Annotated in this window: 15 protein-coding genes; 5 read left to right on the forward strand and 10 right to left on the reverse strand. The window is 64.8% G+C overall.

Annotated elements, in window-relative coordinates; all coding sequences use genetic code 11:
- Positions 1-4: 4 nt before the first annotated feature.
- Positions 5-1,741: a DUF3363 domain-containing protein gene (locus AAC050_RS02110; protein WP_339913442.1), complete on the reverse strand. Its 1,737-nt coding sequence runs from the start codon at positions 1,739-1,741 to the stop codon at positions 5-7.
- 442 nt (positions 1,742-2,183) lie between these two features.
- Here AAC050_RS02110 and AAC050_RS02115 point away from each other — a divergent pair, with 442 nt between their 5' ends.
- The 3 genes from AAC050_RS02115 to AAC050_RS02125 all read left to right on the forward strand — a co-directional run bounded on the left by AAC050_RS02115 (position 2,184) and on the right by AAC050_RS02125 (position 5,692).
- Positions 2,184-3,374, forward strand: a complete 1,191-nt coding sequence (locus AAC050_RS02115) for a hypothetical protein (protein ID WP_339913391.1) — start codon at positions 2,184-2,186, stop codon at positions 3,372-3,374.
- A gap of 756 nt (positions 3,375-4,130) precedes the next feature.
- On the forward strand, positions 4,131-4,391 hold the full coding sequence (locus AAC050_RS02120) for a helix-turn-helix domain-containing protein (protein ID WP_339913392.1): 261 nt from the start codon (positions 4,131-4,133) through the stop codon (positions 4,389-4,391).
- Positions 4,391-5,692 (forward strand): type II toxin-antitoxin system HipA family toxin, encoded by a 1,302-nt coding sequence (locus tag AAC050_RS02125; RefSeq protein ID WP_339913393.1) that lies wholly within the window; start codon positions 4,391-4,393, stop codon positions 5,690-5,692. Before AAC050_RS02120 ends, AAC050_RS02125 begins: the two co-directional genes overlap by 1 nt.
- Positions 5,693-5,929: 237 nt before the next feature.
- Here the strand turns inward: AAC050_RS02125 and AAC050_RS02130 are convergent, their stop codons facing one another.
- The 8 genes from AAC050_RS02130 to AAC050_RS02165 all read right to left on the reverse strand — a co-directional run bounded on the left by AAC050_RS02130 (position 5,930) and on the right by AAC050_RS02165 (position 17,067).
- A complete protein-coding gene (locus AAC050_RS02130; RefSeq protein ID WP_339913394.1) occupies positions 5,930-8,854 on the reverse strand; it encodes a DNA methyltransferase in 2,925 nt (974 codons plus the stop codon).
- 314 nt (positions 8,855-9,168) lie between these two features.
- On the reverse strand, positions 9,169-9,834 hold the full coding sequence (locus tag AAC050_RS02135) for a hypothetical protein (RefSeq protein ID WP_339913395.1): 666 nt from the start codon (positions 9,832-9,834) through the stop codon (positions 9,169-9,171).
- Positions 9,831-12,962: an N-6 DNA methylase gene (locus tag AAC050_RS02140; protein WP_339913396.1), complete on the reverse strand. Its 3,132-nt coding sequence runs from the start codon at positions 12,960-12,962 to the stop codon at positions 9,831-9,833. Before AAC050_RS02140 ends, AAC050_RS02135 begins: the two co-directional genes overlap by 4 nt.
- Positions 12,959-13,249: an XRE family transcriptional regulator gene (locus AAC050_RS02145; protein ID WP_339913397.1), complete on the reverse strand. Its 291-nt coding sequence runs from the start codon at positions 13,247-13,249 to the stop codon at positions 12,959-12,961. The genes AAC050_RS02140 and AAC050_RS02145 overlap by 4 nt, the downstream gene beginning before the upstream one ends.
- 411 nt (positions 13,250-13,660) lie before the next feature.
- On the reverse strand, positions 13,661-14,890 hold the full coding sequence (locus AAC050_RS02150; RefSeq protein ID WP_339913398.1) for a tyrosine-type recombinase/integrase: 1,230 nt from the start codon (positions 14,888-14,890) through the stop codon (positions 13,661-13,663).
- A gap of 174 nt (positions 14,891-15,064) precedes the next feature.
- Entirely contained in the window at positions 15,065-15,625 is a 561-nt protein-coding gene (locus AAC050_RS02155; protein ID WP_339913399.1) for an HNH endonuclease, read from the reverse strand.
- A gap of 135 nt (positions 15,626-15,760) precedes the next feature.
- On the reverse strand, positions 15,761-16,417 hold the full coding sequence (locus AAC050_RS02160; RefSeq protein WP_339913400.1) for a trimeric intracellular cation channel family protein: 657 nt from the start codon (positions 16,415-16,417) through the stop codon (positions 15,761-15,763).
- Positions 16,414-17,067, reverse strand: a complete 654-nt coding sequence (locus AAC050_RS02165) for a DNA-3-methyladenine glycosylase 2 family protein (RefSeq protein ID WP_339913401.1) — start codon at positions 17,065-17,067, stop codon at positions 16,414-16,416. The genes AAC050_RS02160 and AAC050_RS02165 overlap by 4 nt, the downstream gene beginning before the upstream one ends.
- 45 nt (positions 17,068-17,112) lie before the next feature.
- Here AAC050_RS02165 and AAC050_RS02170 point away from each other — a divergent pair, with 45 nt between their 5' ends.
- On the forward strand, positions 17,113-18,246 hold the full coding sequence (locus AAC050_RS02170) for a cupin domain-containing protein (RefSeq protein ID WP_339913402.1): 1,134 nt from the start codon (positions 17,113-17,115) through the stop codon (positions 18,244-18,246).
- Positions 18,243-19,091 (forward strand): tRNA glutamyl-Q(34) synthetase GluQRS, encoded by an 849-nt coding sequence (gene gluQRS / locus AAC050_RS02175; protein ID WP_339913403.1) that lies wholly within the window; start codon positions 18,243-18,245, stop codon positions 19,089-19,091. Before AAC050_RS02170 ends, gluQRS begins: the two co-directional genes overlap by 4 nt.
- Here gluQRS and ppk2 read toward each other — a convergent pair whose 3' ends face one another.
- Positions 19,092-19,841 (reverse strand): polyphosphate kinase 2, encoded by a 750-nt coding sequence (gene ppk2, locus AAC050_RS02180; RefSeq protein ID WP_339913404.1) that lies wholly within the window; start codon positions 19,839-19,841, stop codon positions 19,092-19,094.
- Between the last annotated feature and the right edge of the window lie 32 nt (positions 19,842-19,873).

The following is a 19,873-nucleotide window of genomic DNA, read 5'->3' on the forward strand; positions in this document are numbered from 1 at the left end:
CCGATCACAGTTCCAGACCGGTGCGGCGACCGGCCTGTTGCCCGAAGCGGAAGTCGACGACGCCGGCCTGGACGCTGCCCGTCATCGCCTGACCCCGGCACGCCTCCAGCGCGGCGCGCCACGGCGCCAGGGTGATCGCATGCCGACCCTCGACCACCGCAAACGGCTGACGGCCAACCTGCACCTTCGACATGTAGACCCCGGAGAAGGCCTGTCCGCTGGCGGCCATGAACACGGGTTTGCCGTGAGCGCCGAGCTTTTCGAACACCGTCTGGATTTCTATCGTCGTCAGCGCATGGACATCCTTGGCGCCCAAGGCCAGCGGATCGCCTGACCCCAAGCCCAAACCGCGCAAGGTCGCCGCGCGTTGGGGCAGCGCCCGGCGCACGGCATCACCGAACGGTCCCTGCATCGACGTCTGTGCGTCCTTGGCCAGGAGGGTGTCGAGGTAGGTGTGCGCTTTCGCGTCGATCTGATCCTTGAGCGGCCTGGCATCGAGGACCCGCACCTCCATGGCGGCGTTTCCATCCCTGGCCCTATCCGCCATTGCGGCCCGAGCGCCATACTCTTGTGGGACGCGGAAACGCCCATCCCCGAGAGCCTCGCAGGCTCCCTCCCGGCTCATGGCCTCCAGACGACGAGTATGCCGCTCTATGAAGGTGTCACTATCCGCCGGACGCGCCGCCTTATGCTCCGCCGCCGAATAGATGCCGCCCCGCTCTGCTGCGACCTCCGCAATCGTCTGGTCTGCCGGCCGCGCTTTCAGTGCCGCCGCGCGCACCTCGACGATCGCGCCCTCCGCGACGCGATCCAGCGCCAAGGCAGCCTGTACGGTCGGAAGACGCAGATGCCCCAGCCGCCCGTCGGCCATGTCCAGGACAAGGACCTGCGCGCCGTTGTCATAGGCCCCCATGGGCGCCAATCCGCCGTAGGCGCCGACCACCCGGTCGCCCGGCTCCATAGCCACCGCTTCAAGTCGTGACAGCTGCCCCGACCACTCGCCACCCCAAAGGGCCTTCGTCGCCGCCCGCTCCCTTCCCTCGCGCTCACCGAAGGCCTGAAGTCGCTCGCGCAGATTGCCGGGTAGGCGCCAGGTCTCGCTGGTTTCCCGTGTGACCCAGCCTCCGGTCTCCAGATGGACCAGGCGACGCAGAGCGTCTCCGCGCACCACTTCCGGCACATCGGTGAGAGACAGGCGTCCGTCCGAAGCCGCACCGATGAGGGTCCGGTCCATCGCCGTGAACCGATCCGCCGTCGGGTTCCGCTCGGCATGGGCGGACATCTCCTGCCTCGGACCGAGGATCTCCGTGGCCAGTTCCTGGGCGCGCCCGCGCAACCCGTGGCTGACGTAGTCGCGCGGCAGAACCAGATCGCGACCGTCGTCCCGCTTGCCCCGCACCAGGATATGCAGATGCGGACGACCGGTGTCGAAATGCGCGCCGGCGACCCAGTCGATCGAGGTCCCCATGTCCCGCTCAACCCGCTCCATGAACTGGCGGGCATAGGCCTTGAGATCAGGCAGGTCCCGCCCATCCTCCGGGTTCACGATCAGGCGGAAATGATGCCGGTCCGGATCGCAACGCCGGGCGAAGGCGGGCGCATCGGCGGCGTCCGAACTCTTGTCGAAGAACTGGCCCTCGGCGCCCGCCTCGCCCGCGCCTTCGCGCTCGACATAGCGGACGTGGGTCATGAGGGCCTTGCTGGCGGCCGGTCCCATTTTCACGACGCGCGCCTTGACCATCACGCGGCGCTGGCCTCCCGTCGCCGCCTTCACCGGCCGTATGCGGGTCGTTTGAGTCTTGGCCGAAAAATGCTGCGCCCTCTGACGTGGCGACATGTCGAGTGTCGCCCGGCCGAGGCCGGAGACGCGCCCGACCTTTCCGAGAGGAGGCTTCTCCCGCCGGGCGGTCATCGGCGGACGGAAATCAAACAGGTCAGTCTCTCGCTTGTCGGTCATCGCAGCGCTCCCGCGCCCCGGCCGCCGCTCCACCGACTCCACTCCCCAGATGTACCCGGCGCGACGATCCTTCAGGGTCGCAAGCCGGATTTTATCTTGCCCTGCTCCCCTGTCGCTGAGCCTCTGTTACCTCCCGATTCCCCTCGATTGATTGTCATTCCGGCCGCCAAGAGTCAGGTGGCACGTACGACGCAGGCCCTCTCCACTTCTGTTCAGATTTTTGCCCATGACCGCCCATCACAGTATCGACCGAGCCGACCTCTATCGTCTGATCTGGAGTGAACCCCTGACCAAGCTGGCCGAGCGGTTTGGCCTTTCGGATGTGGGGCTCAGAAAGGTGTGTGTTCGGCACGACATCCCGTTGCCGCCTCAAGGATATCGACAACAGGCCGCCGCTGGCCGCGCCCCGAAGCCTATTCCGCTGCCGAGATCGAAAACCGGCAACATGGTCGAGTTTACAGCGGCCTCGCTACCTCCAGTCAGACAGCCCATGAACGACAACTTCGCGCCCCTGATCGAATCTGAAGCCCGAGCGGAAAATCGCATTCTCGTGCCGGCCGAGGGCGGTGATATGCATCCCGTCGCCAAGCGCGTGCTGAAGGCGCTGAAGGCGGCCGAACCCGATAAATACGGAGCGGTGGTCTATGAGGGTCAGGATCCGTTTCGAGTCCGCGTGCCGCCTGGATCGATAGATCGGGCGGTCGGTCTGATCGACGCCTTCACCAAGGGCCTGACCACACGTCGCATCGAAATCCGCACCGGAGGAGCCGGTCCCGTCGGTGCTGGGATCATGATCGCAGACGAACCCGAGCGGATCACCATTGAGGAAGCGTCCCAGCGTCAGGTGCACAAATCGACGGACGCTGAAAAAGCCTGGACGCGACGATACGGGTACTCGACCGCACCGATGTATGACTTTGTCCCGAGCGGGGTGATGACCATCCAGATTTCCTCGGCCAAATACCGGGACGGCGTGCGCAGCCTCTGGAAGGACGGCCGAACCCGGAAGGTTGAGAACTGTCTCAACGAGGTGATGGTCGGTCTCTACCTTGCGGCTAGATCCGCGACGGAAGCGAAGCGAAAAGCCGCGATCCGGGAGCAGCGCGCCGAAGAGGAAAACGCCAGACGCGCAGCCCTGCGTTGGGAAAGAGCCACGGCGCAACGGCAACTCGACGATCTGGAGGCGCAGTCACTGGCCTGGGAGAGGGCCCAAAGGATGCGGGCGTTCATCACGGCCTTCGAGATTTCCTGTCGCGAGCCCGCCGGCGTTCTGTCCGAGGAAGCATCGCTGTGGGTGACGGAAAACTCCCGGCATGCTGACCGCATCGATCCTCTCACGCCGACGCCTGTCTCGCCCCTGGATTATGAGGACCGGGATCTGATGCCGATATCGCCTTGGCATATCAAAGACGATTGACGGGGTGCCTCACCGAAGCTCCCATTTCTGGAGCGCCGTCTGTATCGATCCTATTTGAAATGCCAGTTCTATTTTGGCGCCGTAGACGCGAAAACTTCTGCAGCCACAGCGCCTTCCCATTTATTCGCAAACCGCGACAACTCTGGAATCCACGGAATGCGGACCGAGAACACCCTTGATGTTCTTAGTCGGCCGAGACCTCTTGGACGAGACGCAGCGTATGGAGACGCTCCAAGAAGAGCGTCGCCTTATCATCGGTTATGGGCATCTCGTCGAGCAGCGCAGGCCAGATTTCCAGAGCCCTTTCCACGAACGTCCTCACCTCCTTTTCGGCGCGATCGGCACCGATACGTGTGGATCGGCGTGGAAAAGGGGCTCTGACGCAGATTTGGTGATGGGATCAGGGTGTTGAGCCGATCAGCCTTGCCTGGAGCAGATCTAGGTTTCCCCGGCCGTACATTTGACGTTTGACGAGCTTGAGCTTGGTGATCTGGCCCTCGGTCTGACCGTTGACCAGTGCGGCCGACAATCTCGGGATCCGACCAAAGACGGTCGAGGCCCGCATGACCCAAGCCCTCGCCTACTGCGCCGCTCAGCTTCGCGGATAGGCGCATCCGCGACGCGCTGGGCGACCATGCGGTGAATAGGAGGTAGGGCAGACATCATAACCCACCCCCTTTAATCTTCCCGATCGGGATGTTTTCATTTTGCTTTGTAGGCCTAGAAGTCTTTTCTTCCCGATCGGGAAGGATGGGCTTGATCCGCGATCTCTCGTGCACTATCTTCCCGAACGGGAAGAAAGTCATGATTTCGACGGCTCAGGATCTTGGACAACAGATTGCCGCAGCGCGCCGTGCGCTGGGCCTGACTCAACGCGATCTCGCCCTGGCGATCGGCACGGGCGAACGGTTCATCGTCGACCTGGAAGGCGGCAAGGCGACTGCCCAACTCGGGAAGGCGCTGGCCGCCGCCAAGGCCGTGGGTCTCCGACTAGAGAATACGGCGGGGCGTCCCTGATGCCTGGCCTCTTTTTCGCCGACCGGCTCGTGGCGGAGATTGCGCCGTCCGCGTCCGGCCCCACCCTCACTTACGCCGACGGCTGGCGGCATTCGCCTGAGGCCTTCCCCGTCTCCCTGTCGATGCCTGTTCGAGAAGAGGCTTCGCCGCCCGAGGTCGTCCTGCCGTGGCTGATGAACCTGCTCCCCGAGGGCGAGCCGATGCGCGCCATGCAACGGGCGCTCGGCGTCGCCCAGGAGGACGTCCTGGGCCTGATCTCCGCCACCGGTGGAGACTTGGCGGGCGCGCTGCGCGTCGGCGGCCCGCGCGTGACGCACGGCGACTATCGCCCGGTGGCGACACCCGGCGCCCTGGAGCGGATCATCGAGGAGTTGCCGCGCAAGCCGTTCCTGGTCGGCGACGAAGGCGTCACCATGAGCCTCGCCGGGGCGCAGGATAAACTGCCTGTCGCCGTCACGGACGGTGAGATCGCCGTGCCGGTGAACGGCGCGCCGTCGACCCACATCCTCAAGCCCGACAATCCTCGCCTCACTGGCAGCGTCCAGAACGAAGCCCTGTGCATGGTGCTGGCGGATCGATGCCGCCTGCCGACGGCTCAGGTCACCACGGGTCAGGCCGGCGACCGGTCTTATCTCCTGGTCGAGCGCTATGACCGCCAAGGGGGTGTCGGCGACGTCGTTCGCCTGCATCAGGAGGACTTCTGCCAAGCCTTGGGCCTCCCACCGGGCGCCAAATACGAACGCAGCCAGATCGGCGTTCCGGGCGTGTCGCTTGCGGCCATGTTCGCCCTCGTCAGGGAACACATGACCGCCGTGGACATCACCCGACTACTGGACGCGGTGATCTTCAACGTCGCCATCGGCAACGTCGACTCCCACGCCAAGAACTACTCCCTGCTCCTCTCGTCGGCGGCGCCTCGACTGGCGCCACTCTATGACCTGATGTCCGGCCTGTCCTGGGACGGCATCACCCAGAACCACGCCCAGGCCGTCGGGGGTCAGGTGCGCGGCCGCCATATTCAGGCTCGCCACTGGCGACGCATGGCCGAGGCCTGCGGCCTGGCTCCGGCGGCGACCGTCCGGCGCGTCATCGCCCTGACCGACCGCATTCAGGCCGAGATCGCCGCCTCCGCCGAAGCCGTCGCGACCATGCCCGCCGGCGCGGGCATCCATCTCGATCTGTTCACCAAAGATATCCTAGCCCGAGCGACGATGGTCGGCCGAAACGCCCAGCGCGACGACGACGCTGAGGAGGACGCCGGGCCGGCGAACCGCGACGAGGCATTCCCATCGTCAACGTAAGGCGTCGGCTGGCTCAACGAGGTAGTGAATTTCCGGGCAGCGGTTAACGCGAAACTTCACCAGCTACGGATAAGAATGAATGTCCGAAGTTTGCCTACATTCTCGGACAAGCACGTCTTGTCCGGCCACTTGCCCCTCCGGCTGGCACCTGTCCGAAATGCGCGGTTGGCTCAACCGTCGCCCGTAAGTCGACGTCCGATCCGCAGCCGGCTGAACGGTCCATCTGACCCTTATTGATCAACGCCTCTGCTGGTTAAGCTGAAACAGGCGAGCGAGGATCTCGGTATCGGTCAGCGAGCCGATCCGCTCGTCTTCGCCCCAGCCGTAAGCGTCAGCAACGGCAGCGTCGAGCGCCTTATGAGCCTGGTCGAGCCAGTCGGGTCGCTGGTTATAGAGGTGGGTCAGGGTCCGCTTCGCTAGGGCGTGCGCGGCCGCTTCGTCAATGGGAAGATGGCGGTCGGGCAGGTAGGCGACGATCTCGGCGGTCGGTCCCGCGAGCTCCGGCGGGTTCAGCCAAGCCTCGCGCCGCTCGTCGAGACGCCTTGCTGCGGCGGCGATCGCGCCGGCGTGCGGTGCCGTCGCGTAAGCGTCGGCCGGCCGGTTCGGCGTCAGGCCTTCGGGGAAGGGAAAGGTCAAGAACGTCCGCGTGGCGTTGTATCGGCCCTGGTTTCCCACGCCCAGCTGGTTGCCGTGGGCGCGAACCCAGACGGCGTGGATTTTGGAGCTCAGCACCCCGAAGGCGACGTCGTCGTCCCGGCAGATGGCGAACAAGCTGCCGCTGAATACGGAGGCGCTCGGGAGGTATCGGAAGAGGAGATGCTCGCTCGTCTCGGGCACGGCGATCACCCGGCCGTAGGGGGCCGCTGCAAGCCGCAGCTTGGGCCGGGGGCGCTGCATCAACCAAAACTTCTCCAGGCGGTCGACCTCGGTAGCCTTGCCGACCTCGCGGGTCTGCCGGTGTTTGGAGACCTCGGTCTTCACGTGCTGGAACGGCTTTTCATAGAGGGCCGCGTCCTCGAGCGCGGGGACGTTGGTGAAATCGATGACCCATCCATCTTGGTCCCGCATGGTGACGTCGTCGTTGCCGACGAACCGTCGGACCACGTCGGCGTTCGGCCGGCCGTTCGGATTGCTGGGCTCCTTTAGGAAAGCGCGCGCGAGCCCACCGTCGATCTCGAACGGACCGTTCAGCTTCACCCCCTGGAAGGCAACGTTTCGGTTCTCGCGCAGCGGGCCCGCCTTACTGACGTCCAGACCCGTCGTGAGGTCCGGATTGATCGGTCCGGACGCCTTTCCGTCGAGCTCGAACCCGCTTGGCGACCGCATCGCACAGATGACGGCGACCCGCACCTCGGCTCCATCGACGATCCAAGGCTCGTTCCTCGACGCGCTGAAGATGTCGAGGTCCGTCCCGGCGACGAGTTCCGCCAAGGGCCGGTTGCTGGCGCCCTTGCCTATTGACTTCGTCGCGATCAACCCGAACGCTGACAGGCCTCGGTCGACGAGGAAGGCGATCTGGGCGAACCAGTAGCTTACCAGATCGGCCGAGGCCGGCACGGTGCCGCGGTAGGCCGCATAGAGGGTGTCGACATAGTCGTCGCCTAGGCCCTTAAGCGCGGGCTTAGTCCGGGTCGCCGGTCGGCCCTTTCGATGGAATTTGGACCCGAGGAAGGGCGGATTGCCCACCACGACGTTCGCGTCGGGCCAGTCGGCACGGGAGCAATCCGGCGCTAGCAGGGCGTCGCGATTGTCGATGTTGTTCAGCGTGCGAAGGATCGGATTGCGCGCCGCCGAAAAACCGTTTCGGCGCATCCACTGGATTTCGCCGATCCATACCGAGACCCGGGCCAGTTCGGCTGCATAGGGGTTCAGTTCGATCCCGAGCACATTCTCAGGGCCGACCCGGGGAAACTCGCGCGGAAGCCCGAGCACCTCAGCCTCCAGATTGGCGCGGTGTTCGATGTCCTTCAGGGCCAGAAGCGACAGGTAAAGGAAATTCCCCGATCCGCAGGCCGGGTCCAGCACCCGAAACCGTTCCAGGCGCTCTAGGAAGGCGCGATGGAGGGCCGAGGCCTCGTTGAGGGCCTTGGTGCGCGCCGCCAAATCCTTCCCCCGCAGGAGCTTGTCTGCCGTCTGGATCGGGGCCTTTTCGACCAGGGAGCCGATGCGCTCCTTGGCGGAGGCCCATTCGGCCCGCAGCGGTTCGATGACCACCGGGCGGACGATCTGCATGATCTTGTCGCGGTCGGTATAGTGGGCACCCAGTTGGCTGCGCTTGTCTGGGTCCAGCCCGCGCTCGAAGAGGGTGCCAAGGACGGACGGATCGATCTCTGACCAGTCGAGCCGCGCGGCGGCGAGCAGATTGCCGACGTCCGGGATTTCGAGCGGCAGCACACTCTCATCATCGAACAATCCGCCATTGAACCACTCGACCCGCTCGAACCCGACCATCCCGCCGGACTTCATCGCGCCGAACAGCGTCGTCGCATGGTCAGCGAATGCCTCGGGGGCCGAACGGCTCGCCTCCAGCATGCGGGTGAACATCTTATCCGGCAGCAGATTCACGTCCTCGGCGAACATGCAGAAGACCAGCCGGTTCACGAAATGGGCGATCGCATGGGCGTCGTGACCACGGTCCCGCAGGCGTTGGGCAAGTAGGGCGAACTCTCTCGCGGCCTCCTCGGTGACCATCTGCCGGGTCCGGGTCGGGCGCAGGGACTCTGGGTCCAGGAAGCAGGCCCTCAGGAGGTCGCGGACGCCGGCGTCGACCAGATCGTCCAGCGCGATCTCGCGCACCTGCTGGACGGTGTTGGTCCAGTTGGTGTGGATGCGGATGCGCTCCATGTCGGAGACGATCAGCAGGGGCGGGCTCTCCAACGCGATCGAATAGCGCAGAAGCTGGTCGAAAGCCTTATCGAGGTTCGCCGCGCGGCCCTTGTACTCCCAGGCGAAACAGCCTCTGCGCCAAACGTCCGCCCAGCCGTCGCCGCCGCCCGTCTTCGGCGCGCCCTTCTCGAAGGTGAACCACTCCCCTTTCCGATCGGCGGCGACCGGTTCGGCCACGCCGAGGAGGCGGCAGAGATCGTTGAAGTGGCTCTGAGAGGCGGTCCGCTCCTTTAGATCGACGTCGCGCCACTTCGACAGGAACTCGCTTGGGGTCATGCGGCGTCCACGACTGTCTGACCTGCCATTTCCAGCACCTCCCCGACGCTTACCCCGCGAACCCGGTCGAGCTTAGGCCTTGGCGAGAGCGCGAGCCAGACTTTCGCTGAGTCGGTCGGCAAAGATGCGGCGACATCGCGCCCGCGACTCGCCCTGAATGACAGGCTGGCGGATCCGATCTCGGCTTCAGGAAGTCTTCCTCATCGCGAGTTGACCTCCTTAACGTCGCCTATGAGGCAGGTAGGAATGCGTTGCGGTCGCCACCCCGAGCTCCGGTTGATGTCTAGGGATGCCCGGCCGCGGAGAGACTGCGGTCAAGCCTTGGTTCGCGTCAGTTCGGGATATTCAAGGATCAAGTGAAAACAATCGAACGCCGCCGGATAACGCTTGCCGTCGGGGACGCGTCGGGTGTGCTTCGAGTAGCGGTTCGGCCTTGCGCTATGCTCGACGATGTCGTGGAGATCGCACCCCAGTTTCGTAGAGATCGCGGCCAGGGCGTCCGCCGCTGACCCCGAAATCAGATAGGCCAGCATGGCGCCGGAATTCGAGAATGGCGCGTAGCGGCAAGTCAGGAACTGGGTTTCAACATCGTCGGCGTAGGCAGCCACAGCGCCCGGAGTCTCGAGCACTTTGGCCTCCAGCGGCCACATGATGCGCTCGTCGGCCCGCAGCACGAAGGCAAGATCGTACTCCGGCGGTTGGGCGGGGGCCGGGAGCTTGGTTTCGCGCTCGAACGGACCATGCTGGACATAGAAGGGTTCGAAGCCGGTCATCGCATCGTTGATCCGCGGCTCCAGAACCTGGGTGATGCTTCGCTCCAAATCGCCGCCGTCGATATACGGCATCGTCTGACGCATGGCGTCGTAGGCGAGCCAGACGAGAGATACGAACTGCCGCGCCGGCTCCTGCGCCCATGACGCCGCCAGAGCCAGGAAGGCCGGGTCCGCCGAGGTTCGGGCCGGGGTCGCGGCCCAAGTCAATTGCCGGTCTCCTCGCCGAGCCGCCCCCAGGCCAGCAGATCCACGGCGACCTCGTCGCCGTCGTGAAGACCGGCGCTGCGGGTCCAAAAGCGCTTCTGATCAGGCTTGACGATGAAGATGGTCGGGACGCCGTTGCTCGCATCGTAGACCCGGCTGATCCGGCGGTTGAACAGGCCGCCGCCCTCCTGATCGGCCATATCGACCAGCCGCTCTAACTGCTGGAGGAGCGCGGGAGATTCAATGTCCTGAATCCCAATCTCCGAGGCGTCGCCATTTCCCAAGCGGAAGGCGACGAGCCGCAAGGGCATGCGTTCCTGAGCCGCTCGGAAGATCGTCGCCGAGAGCGCCTTGTTCTGGCCGAATCCGGCCTTAATCACCTTGGCGAAGTGTTTGCAGTAGGCTTGCAGGTGCGCCTCGTCGCCCGTTTCACCTGAAGAGGTCGGCTCGTTGCCCAACGTGTCGTCCGCCTGGAGAAAGCCGTCGACGGTGTAGGCCAAGGCGTCCTCAACTAGGACCCGTTCGGCTTCGTTCAATCGAAAGAGGTCGAAGACCCGCGCATCCAGAGTCGGATAGTCGACGACCCCGTCCAACGAGGCTTCCCCTGGGACCGGGATGGGCAGCGAGAGGATCTCGTCCTTGGACAGCTTCGGCCGATAGGCCGACACCCGACCGCTGGTCAGGAAGTGAAAATAGACGGCCAGGTTCGAGTTGTGGGACAGGCAGGCGGCGTCCAGAATCGCCGCATCGGCGTGGATGGAGAAATAGCTCTGGTTTGGGAGGACGCCCTCCCGGGACTGTGATTTCGTGACGCGCGCATGGAAGCGCCGCGTCGGACTGCTCAGGCTATGTTTGATGATGATCTGGGGCCATGCGAAGGCGGCGACCCCGGTCGATGCCCGCGAGTGGATCTTCAGATCGCGTGCGATCGGCAGGGCGTCGCCGTCGAGAGTCAGGATGTCGCCGGCGGGGAACATTCGCTGATCGAAGATTCGACGGCCATCGAGGTTGGGGGCCGCCTTCTGCCCGTCGCCGAAATTCAGACCCTGCTGGTAGGGAAACCCGGTTTCCAGCGCCAGGGACCCGAGGCTTGGAAAGGTCTGCAGCTTGCGGATCAACTGTAGATCGCGAGGCGCGCCCCACATGAGCTGCGACCAGATAAGCGGATTCGAAACCGCATCGGAAACCTGCAACACGCGGGCGTCTTGGGGTTCGATCAGAATGCTGAAGTCGTCGACTAGCGGTCGGACGTGCTTGGGGCACACATAGCTGATGAGATCGTCAGCGGACGGCTTGGCCGGCCCCATGATCACGACACACGCTGGCGCGGCCGAGGTCTTGGTCGTGTGCGTCTTGCGCCGGAAGACCTTGAAGCGGAGCGCTGACAGATTGAAGATCGTCTCGATCCGGTGGCTCTCGAAGATCTCCTTGCGGAACCCGGCGGCCTTTCGACTGATGTTGAAGAGCAGCGAGTTGGCAGACTGGATCATCGCCACCCGACCCGAACGGGCGACCAGATCGGCGCCCTTGGCCAAGAACAGGCCGCCGATGTCATTATTGGGTATGGTCCAGGCGCGCCCGGCCTTCGACCAAGTCCTGGCGTCCTGGGTGATGACGCCGTCCCCCCAAGGGGCGTTTCCAATCACCAAATCATACGAACCGGCGTCCGCCGCCGTGTCGAAGCCAGCATGGCCTTCGGTGAAGAAATCGGAGCAGACGAGGCGCCGCCCGCGCATGGATGGGAAGGTCACCTGGGTCCAGTAGTGCCGCGGCTCGATCTCGTCGCACATGGCGAGGTACAGGCTGAAGCACGCGACGCGGACCGCATGTTCGTCCTTGTCGACCCCGAAGATGTTGCGCTCAAGCAGCCGTCGAAGCGTCTCCGCCCGGACCGTTTCGCCTGGATTGGCGAGCTTCCATCGGTGGACCAGCCGTTGGAACGCCTTGACCAGGAAGATGCCGGATCCACAGGCGGGGTCGATGATCTTGAGGTCCCATTCCGCCCCGTTCCAAGGCAGGACTTGATCGAGAATGAAGTCCACGAGATAGGGGGGCGTGTAGAAGATGCCGTCCCGGGCGGCGCGTTCGGTTACGAACGTCTCGTAGATGCTGCTGATGAATTCGAGTGGGATGACATCAAAGGCGTACTGCGGCCACAGCGACATCTGCCGTGAGTCCAAGTCCACATCGCCGCTGATAAATTCGGCCAACGACGCCAGATGTTCGGGTTGGACAGCGTCCTTTTCGATCGCCCAGCCCACCGCCCGGGCGGCCGCCGTATCGCCTTTGCCGGGGAACAAATCCCCGTTGAACTTTGCGTTCAGCCAGTCGAACAGCTGGTAGGTGTCATCGTAATTCGACAGGATGCTGGCGAAGGTGCTGTGGGTCCCGACGAGGACCCCCTCCTTCTGCAGCCGATGCAGCGTCGCGGGGGTGAGTGCGGCCTTGCCGTCCTGATCCTTCCGATCGAATAGGAACTGGACGAAGATGATCCGGGCCAACAGGTCATGACAGATGTCGTCATCGACCAGTCCTTGGCTCGCCAATACGCCACGGATGCGCCTCAGATTGCCCAGGAGCATTTGGTCAGCACGGCCGTCGCGGTGGAAGCGGGCCGCGTGCGCGATAAAGAACTGGCCCGACACAAGGTTGATCCAGTGTAACGCGCGGGCGGCCTGAGCTTCGAGCGCGTTGGGCCCGTCTGTCGCTAGGGCGTCGGATTGCACGTTTTGAACAAGATAGGCGTCGAGGTCTCGTTCAGGATCGGGTGCCTCGCAACAGGTCCACACCTTCAGGATCGTCGGCTCGATCGTGACCAATGTTGGCGCGTGTGAGAAATTCCACGCCAACCGATGCAGTTCGCGAAGCGTGGCGCTGCTCACTGGCGCACCGAACTCGGCGACGATCGCCAGCGGCGGCTCCGAGGTCACCGCCTCGGGATCCGCCATCAGCACGCCGAGTCTGACACCCTGGGCGTCCGTCAGATGTTCCAGCGATCGGCCGATCTTCCCACGGACAAGATCGGCGAATACGGCCGCCCCGGGGCCCTGGGGATCCAAGATCGCTTGTGCGTCCGGCCAGCCCAAATGATCGCTGGCGATGTCCAGCGTGAGAGGTCCGCTTTCGATCACGAGCGCAACTCCAGAAGCCCCTGCTTGTCCCCCGCGAAACGCCCCGCCGTCGCGCCTCCGCGCGGTCTCTTCTTGCTGAGGCCGAGGCGGGCGAAGACGCGCTCCGCGGGCACGCCGCTGAGGCGCAGTTCCGACAGCAGCGCCGCGATAATGGCCAGGTGGTCCGGGACCTCCCCGCGCTTTCGGTTGTTGGTGATGGAGTTCGGCCGCATGCCCAGAAGGCCGGCGAACTCCCGAATTGTTAGTCCCGCCTTCGCGAGTTCATTAACAAACTCATCGTAGGACATAGGTCAGGCGCCCGAACACATCATTTAATGTATCTCAGCACATAAAATGATGTGCGTCCACTTTCTGCTTGGGACTGCGAAGTGACCAACGCCCCCTGAACTCTTCCTTGAAAACCTGATTTTTCCTCCGCGATACTTCATGAGCTGAGGATGCGTCGCCGCCGCGTAAGGAAGTGCCGGGTAGTGATGAAGCAGAATGCGGACCTGCTCAACGTCGGCTTAAAGTCCAGGCTGGGTAAAAACTCCCGCCCTCCGACCTGTTCGGCGAAACCGGAGCGTTCAGACCCCCGATTTTTGGCTCTGTGGCGCGCGCAGGACCAACTGCAAGGGAATCCCACGGCCAACTGAAAGTCCGTACGGCGTTTTCACACAGCCTCGGTCAAAAGCGGTCACCGACATGTCTAAATCCGGTTACTCACTTTCCGAGGCCACCAGCGCCGGTAGCAGGTTCAGCGCCACCATCTCGCTGATGCGATCTGCCGCCGCCCGCAACGGGTCGTCGGCAAGGTGGGCATACCGGCTGGTCGTGCTGATGTGACTGTGGCCCAGCAGTTTGCCGATCAGCGGCAACCCCTCACCGCTCGCTAGGCCGGCGCTCGCGAAACTATGTCTTAGATCGTGAATGCGGAGATCTTCCATCCCCGCACGTTTCCGAATTCCGACCCATGCCCAATCCAGGTTCGCGACAGGCCGCTTCAGATGCCGACGATCCGGAAACACGTAGACGCTCCCGTTCGACAAAAGTCCTTCGATCAGCTTCAACGCCGCGCTTCCCAGCCGGATGATCTTGGCGCCGGTCTTGGAGTCTTCGAGGCGCAGCAAGCCCTGGTCCCGATCGACTTCCGACCACTTCAACCTGGCGATTTCGTTCTTCCGGGCGCCGGTCAGCGCCAGAAGGCGGATGATGTTGATGTGACGCGGATCGCCACCGTCCTTCTCCATGTCGGTGAGGACATCCCCAAGGCGTCCCAGTTCGGCGGGGGACAGGAACCGGTCCCGCCGATTGTCCTTGTAGCGTTTCACGCCTCGCGTCGGATTGGTCTGGATCAGTTCGCGCTCGACCGCGAAGGTGAAGATGCCGCCCAGGAGACCCACAGTGCGAGCGGCGGCGTGCTTGCCGCCTCGGGTGTGGGGCGTTGCCTCCCCCCGGATTCTACCCAAGCCGACATCAACCATCAGCCTCTCGATGTCGGCCCGTGTGATGTCACTGACCTTCATCCGCCCGAGACGCGGCGCGATATGCCGATCGATCCGGATGCGATCGATCCGGAGCGTGCTCGCCTTCTTCATTGCCGTGCCCTCGGTCATGTAGAGCTCGCAGAGGCCCGACATCGTCAGTTCCTCGCGCCTCTCGACCTTGGCGCTTTGTGGATCGCCGCCCGCCGCGACGTCCGCCAGAACCGCCGCTGCCCTCTCGCGGGCTTCTTCGGCCGTCACGACGCCGTGCCGAGCGATGTGAAGGAGGCGGTCCGCGCCGCCGGTCGTTCGATATCGGACGACGTAGGTCTTGATGTCGGTGGTCGCGACACGGACGCCGAAACCTTTCAGCTGTGTGTCCCACAGGGTGTAGCGGGCGTCTTCCGGCGCCAGGGAATCGACTACCCTCTTCGTGATTTTCCCGGACCTGGCGTTTTGAGCCACTCGAATCTCCTCGGGCCCAGTCGGGGCCGCGTTTCTGGCCCCGTTTCTGGTCACCATATGGTCACCAGACGGGGGGATTTCGGAGGATAGTCGAGAAATCAGCGGTAAAGGAACGAACCCTGAACCTGCCTACCACAAGGGCGTTTGAGCACCCTTTGGCAACCAGAAAGAACCCTAAGGTTCGAGCTCGATGTCCCAGTAGAGGTAGTCCAGCCAGCTCTGGTGCAGGAAATGCGGCGGGAATTTCCGGCCTCGTTCCTGCAATTCCCAGGAATTAGGTCGGTGCGGCGCGCGGCGCATCGGCATGCTGGCCTGCTGTGGCGTGCGCCCGCCCTTGCGCAGATTGCAGGGCGAACAGGCAGCGACAATGTTCTCCCATGTGGTGCGGCCACCACGGCTGCGCGGGATCACATGGTCGAAAGTCAGGTCGCGCGTGTCGCTGCAATATTGGCAGGTGAAGCCGTCGCGCAGAAAGACATTGAAGCGGGTGAAGGCGGGCTGGCGGTCCTGATCGACATAGGTCTTCAGCGCGATGACGCTGGGCAGAAGGATCTCCATCGACGGGCTGCGCACCACCTTGTCATAGGTGGAGACCACATCGACCCGCTCCTGGTAGACGGCCTTCACAACCTCCTCCCACGGCCAGATCGACAGCGGATAATAGGACAGCGGGCGGAAGTCGGCATTCAGCACCAGCGCGGGCCAGCCGGACGGGGGGCGGGACTGGACCTGCATCAGGCCCTGCCAGTGCACTGGAGGGGGGAAAAGGCGACAGGACTGAAGACACGTCTCCTTCCCTGATTGGGCGCAAATCAGCCTAACCTCGATTCGACGGCTCCGCCATGACTGCGGTGTACCAGCTCGACGATATCAGGCCCGCGCCGAACTCCCCGGAAAGCCGGGCAGGCTCCAGCCCTTGGCCAGTGCCCCGGCCCGCAGGCCAAAGCCCAGCGGCATGGCCACCAGGGCCGCACCCACATTAGACAGGCCCAGCGCCTTCAGCGCTACAAAGGAGCCCGCCGCCAGAATCGCCGCCGTGACGGTGATCTCGCGCCGCAGCAGGATCGACGGCTGCCCGGCCAGAAGATCGCGGACGATGCCCCCGAAACAGGCCGTCAGCGTGCCCATGACGATACAGACCAGCGGCGTGACCCCCATGGCTCCGGCCTTGGCGGCCCCCATCACCCCATAGGCGGCCAGGCCGATAGCATCGAGCCAGAGCAGGGCCCGGAAGCGCCACTCGCGCCGCCCCAGGAACCAGACTGCCAGCGCGCCCGAAAAACACACGGCCATATATTTCCAGTCCTGCACCCAGAACACCGGGGCCCCGATCAGAAGATCACGCAGGGTTCCGCCGCCGACACCGGTGATGGCGGCAAAAAAGCCCATGGTCACCAGGTCGTGCTTCTCACGCGCCGAGGCCAGCGCCCCGGTAGCGGCGAACACCAGCACCCCGACATAGTCCAGCAAGAACAGGGTCGGCAGGATCGGCTGGCTGATCACATCCAGGCTGGGCGTCGGTATCACGGCAAGGGTTCCTCCAGCGCGATCTCACCGCGCCTGACCCCGCCATACCATCCCCACAGCAGATGTGCCGCAATACCGCGATGTGGCCGCCAGATTTCGGCCCGGGCATAGGCCTGTTTCTCCTTCGGACGCGCCTCGGCCCGGTCGACCCAGCGCATGGCCTCCTGCAAGGCCACGTCGCCGCCGGGAAACAGATCCGGCCGCCCGTCGCAGAACATCAGCCAGGTCTCGGCCGTCCAGCGCCCGATCCCCCTGATCGCCGTCAGGGCGGCCACGGCCGCCGCATCATCCAGCCCGGCCATACGGTCGAAATCGATCCGCCCCTCGTCCTGAGCCCGGGCAATCTCATGGCCGTAGGTCGCCTTCGGTCGTGACAAGCCGAAACCGCGCAGGGTCTCGATGTCCAGCTCCAGCACCCGCGCGGCCGTGATCTCCCCCAGACCGTCGCACACCCGCCCCCAGATGGCTGCGGCCGAGGCCACCGAAACCTGCTGCTCGACGATCATCCGCAAAAGCCCCTCGAAACCGCCGGTCCGCGCCCGCCATTCGAACACCGGCGTCTGGGCATGGGCCCGGGCCAGGGCCGGATCGGCAGCGGCCAGGGCGGCGCGCGCGGCGGCGATTTCGGCAGGCAGGGGATGGGTGGCCATGGATCCTCGGTCGACAGCGACACGGGACGGTTTTAGCGTCGCTTCATGCTCACCCTGGACGATCTTCTGACTCCGATCACCCCCGCGAGGTTTCGCTCGGATTACGAGGGCCGAAAACCGCTGCATATTCCCGCCTCCGCTGCGGCGGCCAAACAGGCGATCCTGACCTGGCCATGCTTCAACCGGCTGCTGTCCCAGACATCGATCTGGACCGCCGCCAGTCTGAAACTGGTGCATGATGGCGTCCCGATTCCGACTGAACATTATTGTATCGAGGTCCAGACACAGTCCGGGTCCGTCCTGCGCCCGTCCCCCGCCCGGGTCGAAACCCTGATGGCCATGGGGGCCAGCCTCATCGCCGGCGATGCCCAGGACCTGACCCCCGAAATCCAGGCCCTGTCCCGAGCGCTGGGCCAGACTTTCGCTGCCTCGGTCGGGGCCAATATCTACTGTTCGTTTGGCGGGGTTCAGGCCTTCGGCACCCATTTCGACCTTCATGATGTCTTCGCCATCCAAGTCGAGGGCGAAAAGACCTGGAATCTTTATCAGAACCGCGCCGACAGCCCGGTCGGATTTCCGGTCGAGGACGCCGACGCCCCGCGCTGGATGGCCGAGACCCGCGGCCCCCTGATGCAAACGGTTCACATGCGGCCCGGCGACGTCCTCTACCTGCCACGCGGCTGCTATCACGACGCCCTGGCGACTGAAGGGGCCTCCCTGCACCTGACGTTCTCGGTCACTCCCCTGTACGGGCGGATCCTGTTCCGATTGCTGGAATCGGCTGCCCTGCAGGACCCTGCCTTTCGCGCCTGGCTAGTCCCGGCGATGCAGGAGGACGGGGCCCCGCTCGCGGCCCAGCTGGCCGACCTCGGCCAGCGACTGGCGACCCTGGCCGCCACCCGGGCCTTCCGCGACGAAATTGCGATGGCCCAGGAACGGCTGGTGCCGCGCCCGACCACCTATGACCTGCCCCGGCGCAAGACCCTGACCCTGTACCGTGCCACCGGCCTGCAGATACCGGCAATCAGCGGCCCGACAGCGGGCGCTCTCGAGTGGGCGCTGTCCCAGCCACAGTTCGCGCTGGAAGATCTGATCGCCCAGTTCGATTTCGTACCCGAGGCGGCGCTGCGTGACGCGGTCGACCGCCATGAACACGGCGGAGCCCTGAAGCGCCTGTGACCGAATTCGTCACCCGTTTCGCTCCTTCGCCGACCGGGCGGCTGCACAAGGGACACGCCTTTTCGGCCCTGACCGCCTGGCAGGCGGCACGCGACGCCGGCGGCCGCTTCCTGCTGCGCATAGAGGATACCGACTTCACCCGCTGCCGCCCGGCATTCGAGGCAGCGGTGCTTGAGGACCTGGCCTGGCTCGGCCTCGACTGGGAGACCCCGGTGCGCCGTCAGTCCGACCACCGGGCCGACTATGACGCGGCACTGGAGCGACTGCGCGCCATGGGCGTGCTGTACCGCTGTTTCCGCACCCACAAGGAGCGACTGGCCCTGGCCGGGGTCGCACCCCACGCCGACGATCCGGCCGACGCCCGCGCCTTCAACGGAGGTCTCCATGCGCCCGGTGACGAGGCCGAACGGCTGGAGGCGGGTCAGGCCTTCGCCTGGCGGCTGTCGCTGGATAGAGCCCGCGACCAGCTGGGCGGGTTCGATCAGTTGCACTGGTGCGAGGAAACCGCCGACCCCGGTTTGCACACCGCCCGGCCTGAACAGCTCGGCGACATGGTGATGGGCCGTAAAGATATCGGGGCCGGCTATGTCATCGCTACCGTGATCGACGACGCGGCCCAGAGGATGACCCATGTCATCCGCGGCGAGGACCTGATCGCGGTCACCTCGACCCAGCGGGTGTTGCAGGCCCTGCTGGACCTGCCGACGCCGGTCTATCGCCACCATCCGCTGCTGCTGGGACCCGACGGCAAGCGCTTCGCCAAGCGCGACAGGGCCGTGACCCTGGCCGAGATCCGCGCCGCCGGGGTCAGTCCCGCCGCCCTGCGCGCCGAGCTGGGCTTCTGATCAGGGGGCCAGACGGCCCTCGGCCCCGTCTGCAGGGAAGACCACATCGGTGTCCGGCCGTTCGGCCTTGGCTCCCGGCCCGCCGAGCGTGCGCAGGATGTGGCGGATGATGTTCAACCGTGCGGTTTTCTTGTCATCGGTCGCCACCACGGTCCAGCCCGCTCCGTGGGCATGGGTTTCGGACAGCATCCGGTCGCGCGCCAGCGAATAGGCTTCCCAGCGGGCCTGGGCCTCCTTGTCCAGCGGCGAGACCTTGAACCGCTTCAACGGGTCCTCGACCCGTTCCTCCAGCCGCTTCGCCTGTTCGCCCTTGCTGATGTCCAGCCACAGCTTGATCAGCACGATGCCATCATCGGTCAGCATCCGTTCGAAGTGCGGCGCGTCCTTGAGGAAACTCTCGTACTGCGCCGGGGTACAGAACCCCATGACCGGCTCAACCCCGGCCCGGTTGTACCAGGAGCGGTTGAAGATCACCGTCTCGCCGGCGGCCGGCAGGTGCGGCACATAGCGCTGGAAATACCACTGGGTGGTCTCGCGATCGGTCGGCTTGGGCAGTGCCACCACCCGGGTCTGGCGCGGGGCGGCGAATTCGGTGATCCGCTTGATCGCCCCGTCCTTGCCAGCGGAATCCCGTCCCTCGAACACGATCAGCGGCCGGATCCCCTGGGCGATGACCCAGGCCTGGGTTTCGACCAGCAGCACCTGCAGTCGTTCCAGCTCTTTTTCGTACGCGCGTTTTTTCTTGCCCATGACCGATCCTGGGCCGTCCCCGGCCAGCGGGC

The organism is uncultured Brevundimonas sp., from assembly GCF_963974615.1.
In the GTDB taxonomy this organism is placed as follows: Bacteria; Pseudomonadota; Alphaproteobacteria; order Caulobacterales; family Caulobacteraceae; genus Brevundimonas.

Excerpts from the sequence above, each read along its gene's own strand:
- AAC050_RS02110 (WP_339913442.1), bottom strand. The coding sequence starts at position 1,741 with ATGGTCAAGGCGCGCGTCGTGAAAATGGGACCGGCCGCCAGCAAGGCC.
- AAC050_RS02115 (WP_339913391.1), top strand. The coding sequence starts at position 2,184 with ATGACCGCCCATCACAGTATCGACCGAGCCGACCTCTATCGTCTGATC.
- AAC050_RS02125 (WP_339913393.1), top strand. The coding sequence starts at position 4,391 with ATGCCTGGCCTCTTTTTCGCCGACCGGCTCGTGGCGGAGATTGCGCCG.
- AAC050_RS02155 (WP_339913399.1), bottom strand. The coding sequence starts at position 15,625 with ATGCAGGTCCAGTCCCGCCCCCCGTCCGGCTGGCCCGCGCTGGTGCTG.
- AAC050_RS02145 (WP_339913397.1), bottom strand. The coding sequence starts at position 13,249 with ATGTCCTACGATGAGTTTGTTAATGAACTCGCGAAGGCGGGACTAACA.
- AAC050_RS02130 (WP_339913394.1), bottom strand. The coding sequence starts at position 8,854 with ATGACCCCAAGCGAGTTCCTGTCGAAGTGGCGCGACGTCGATCTAAAG.
- AAC050_RS02170 (WP_339913402.1), top strand. The coding sequence starts at position 17,113 with ATGCTCACCCTGGACGATCTTCTGACTCCGATCACCCCCGCGAGGTTT.
- ppk2 (WP_339913404.1), bottom strand. The coding sequence starts at position 19,841 with ATGGGCAAGAAAAAACGCGCGTACGAAAAAGAGCTGGAACGACTGCAG.
- AAC050_RS02165 (WP_339913401.1), bottom strand. The coding sequence starts at position 17,067 with ATGGCCACCCATCCCCTGCCTGCCGAAATCGCCGCCGCGCGCGCCGCC.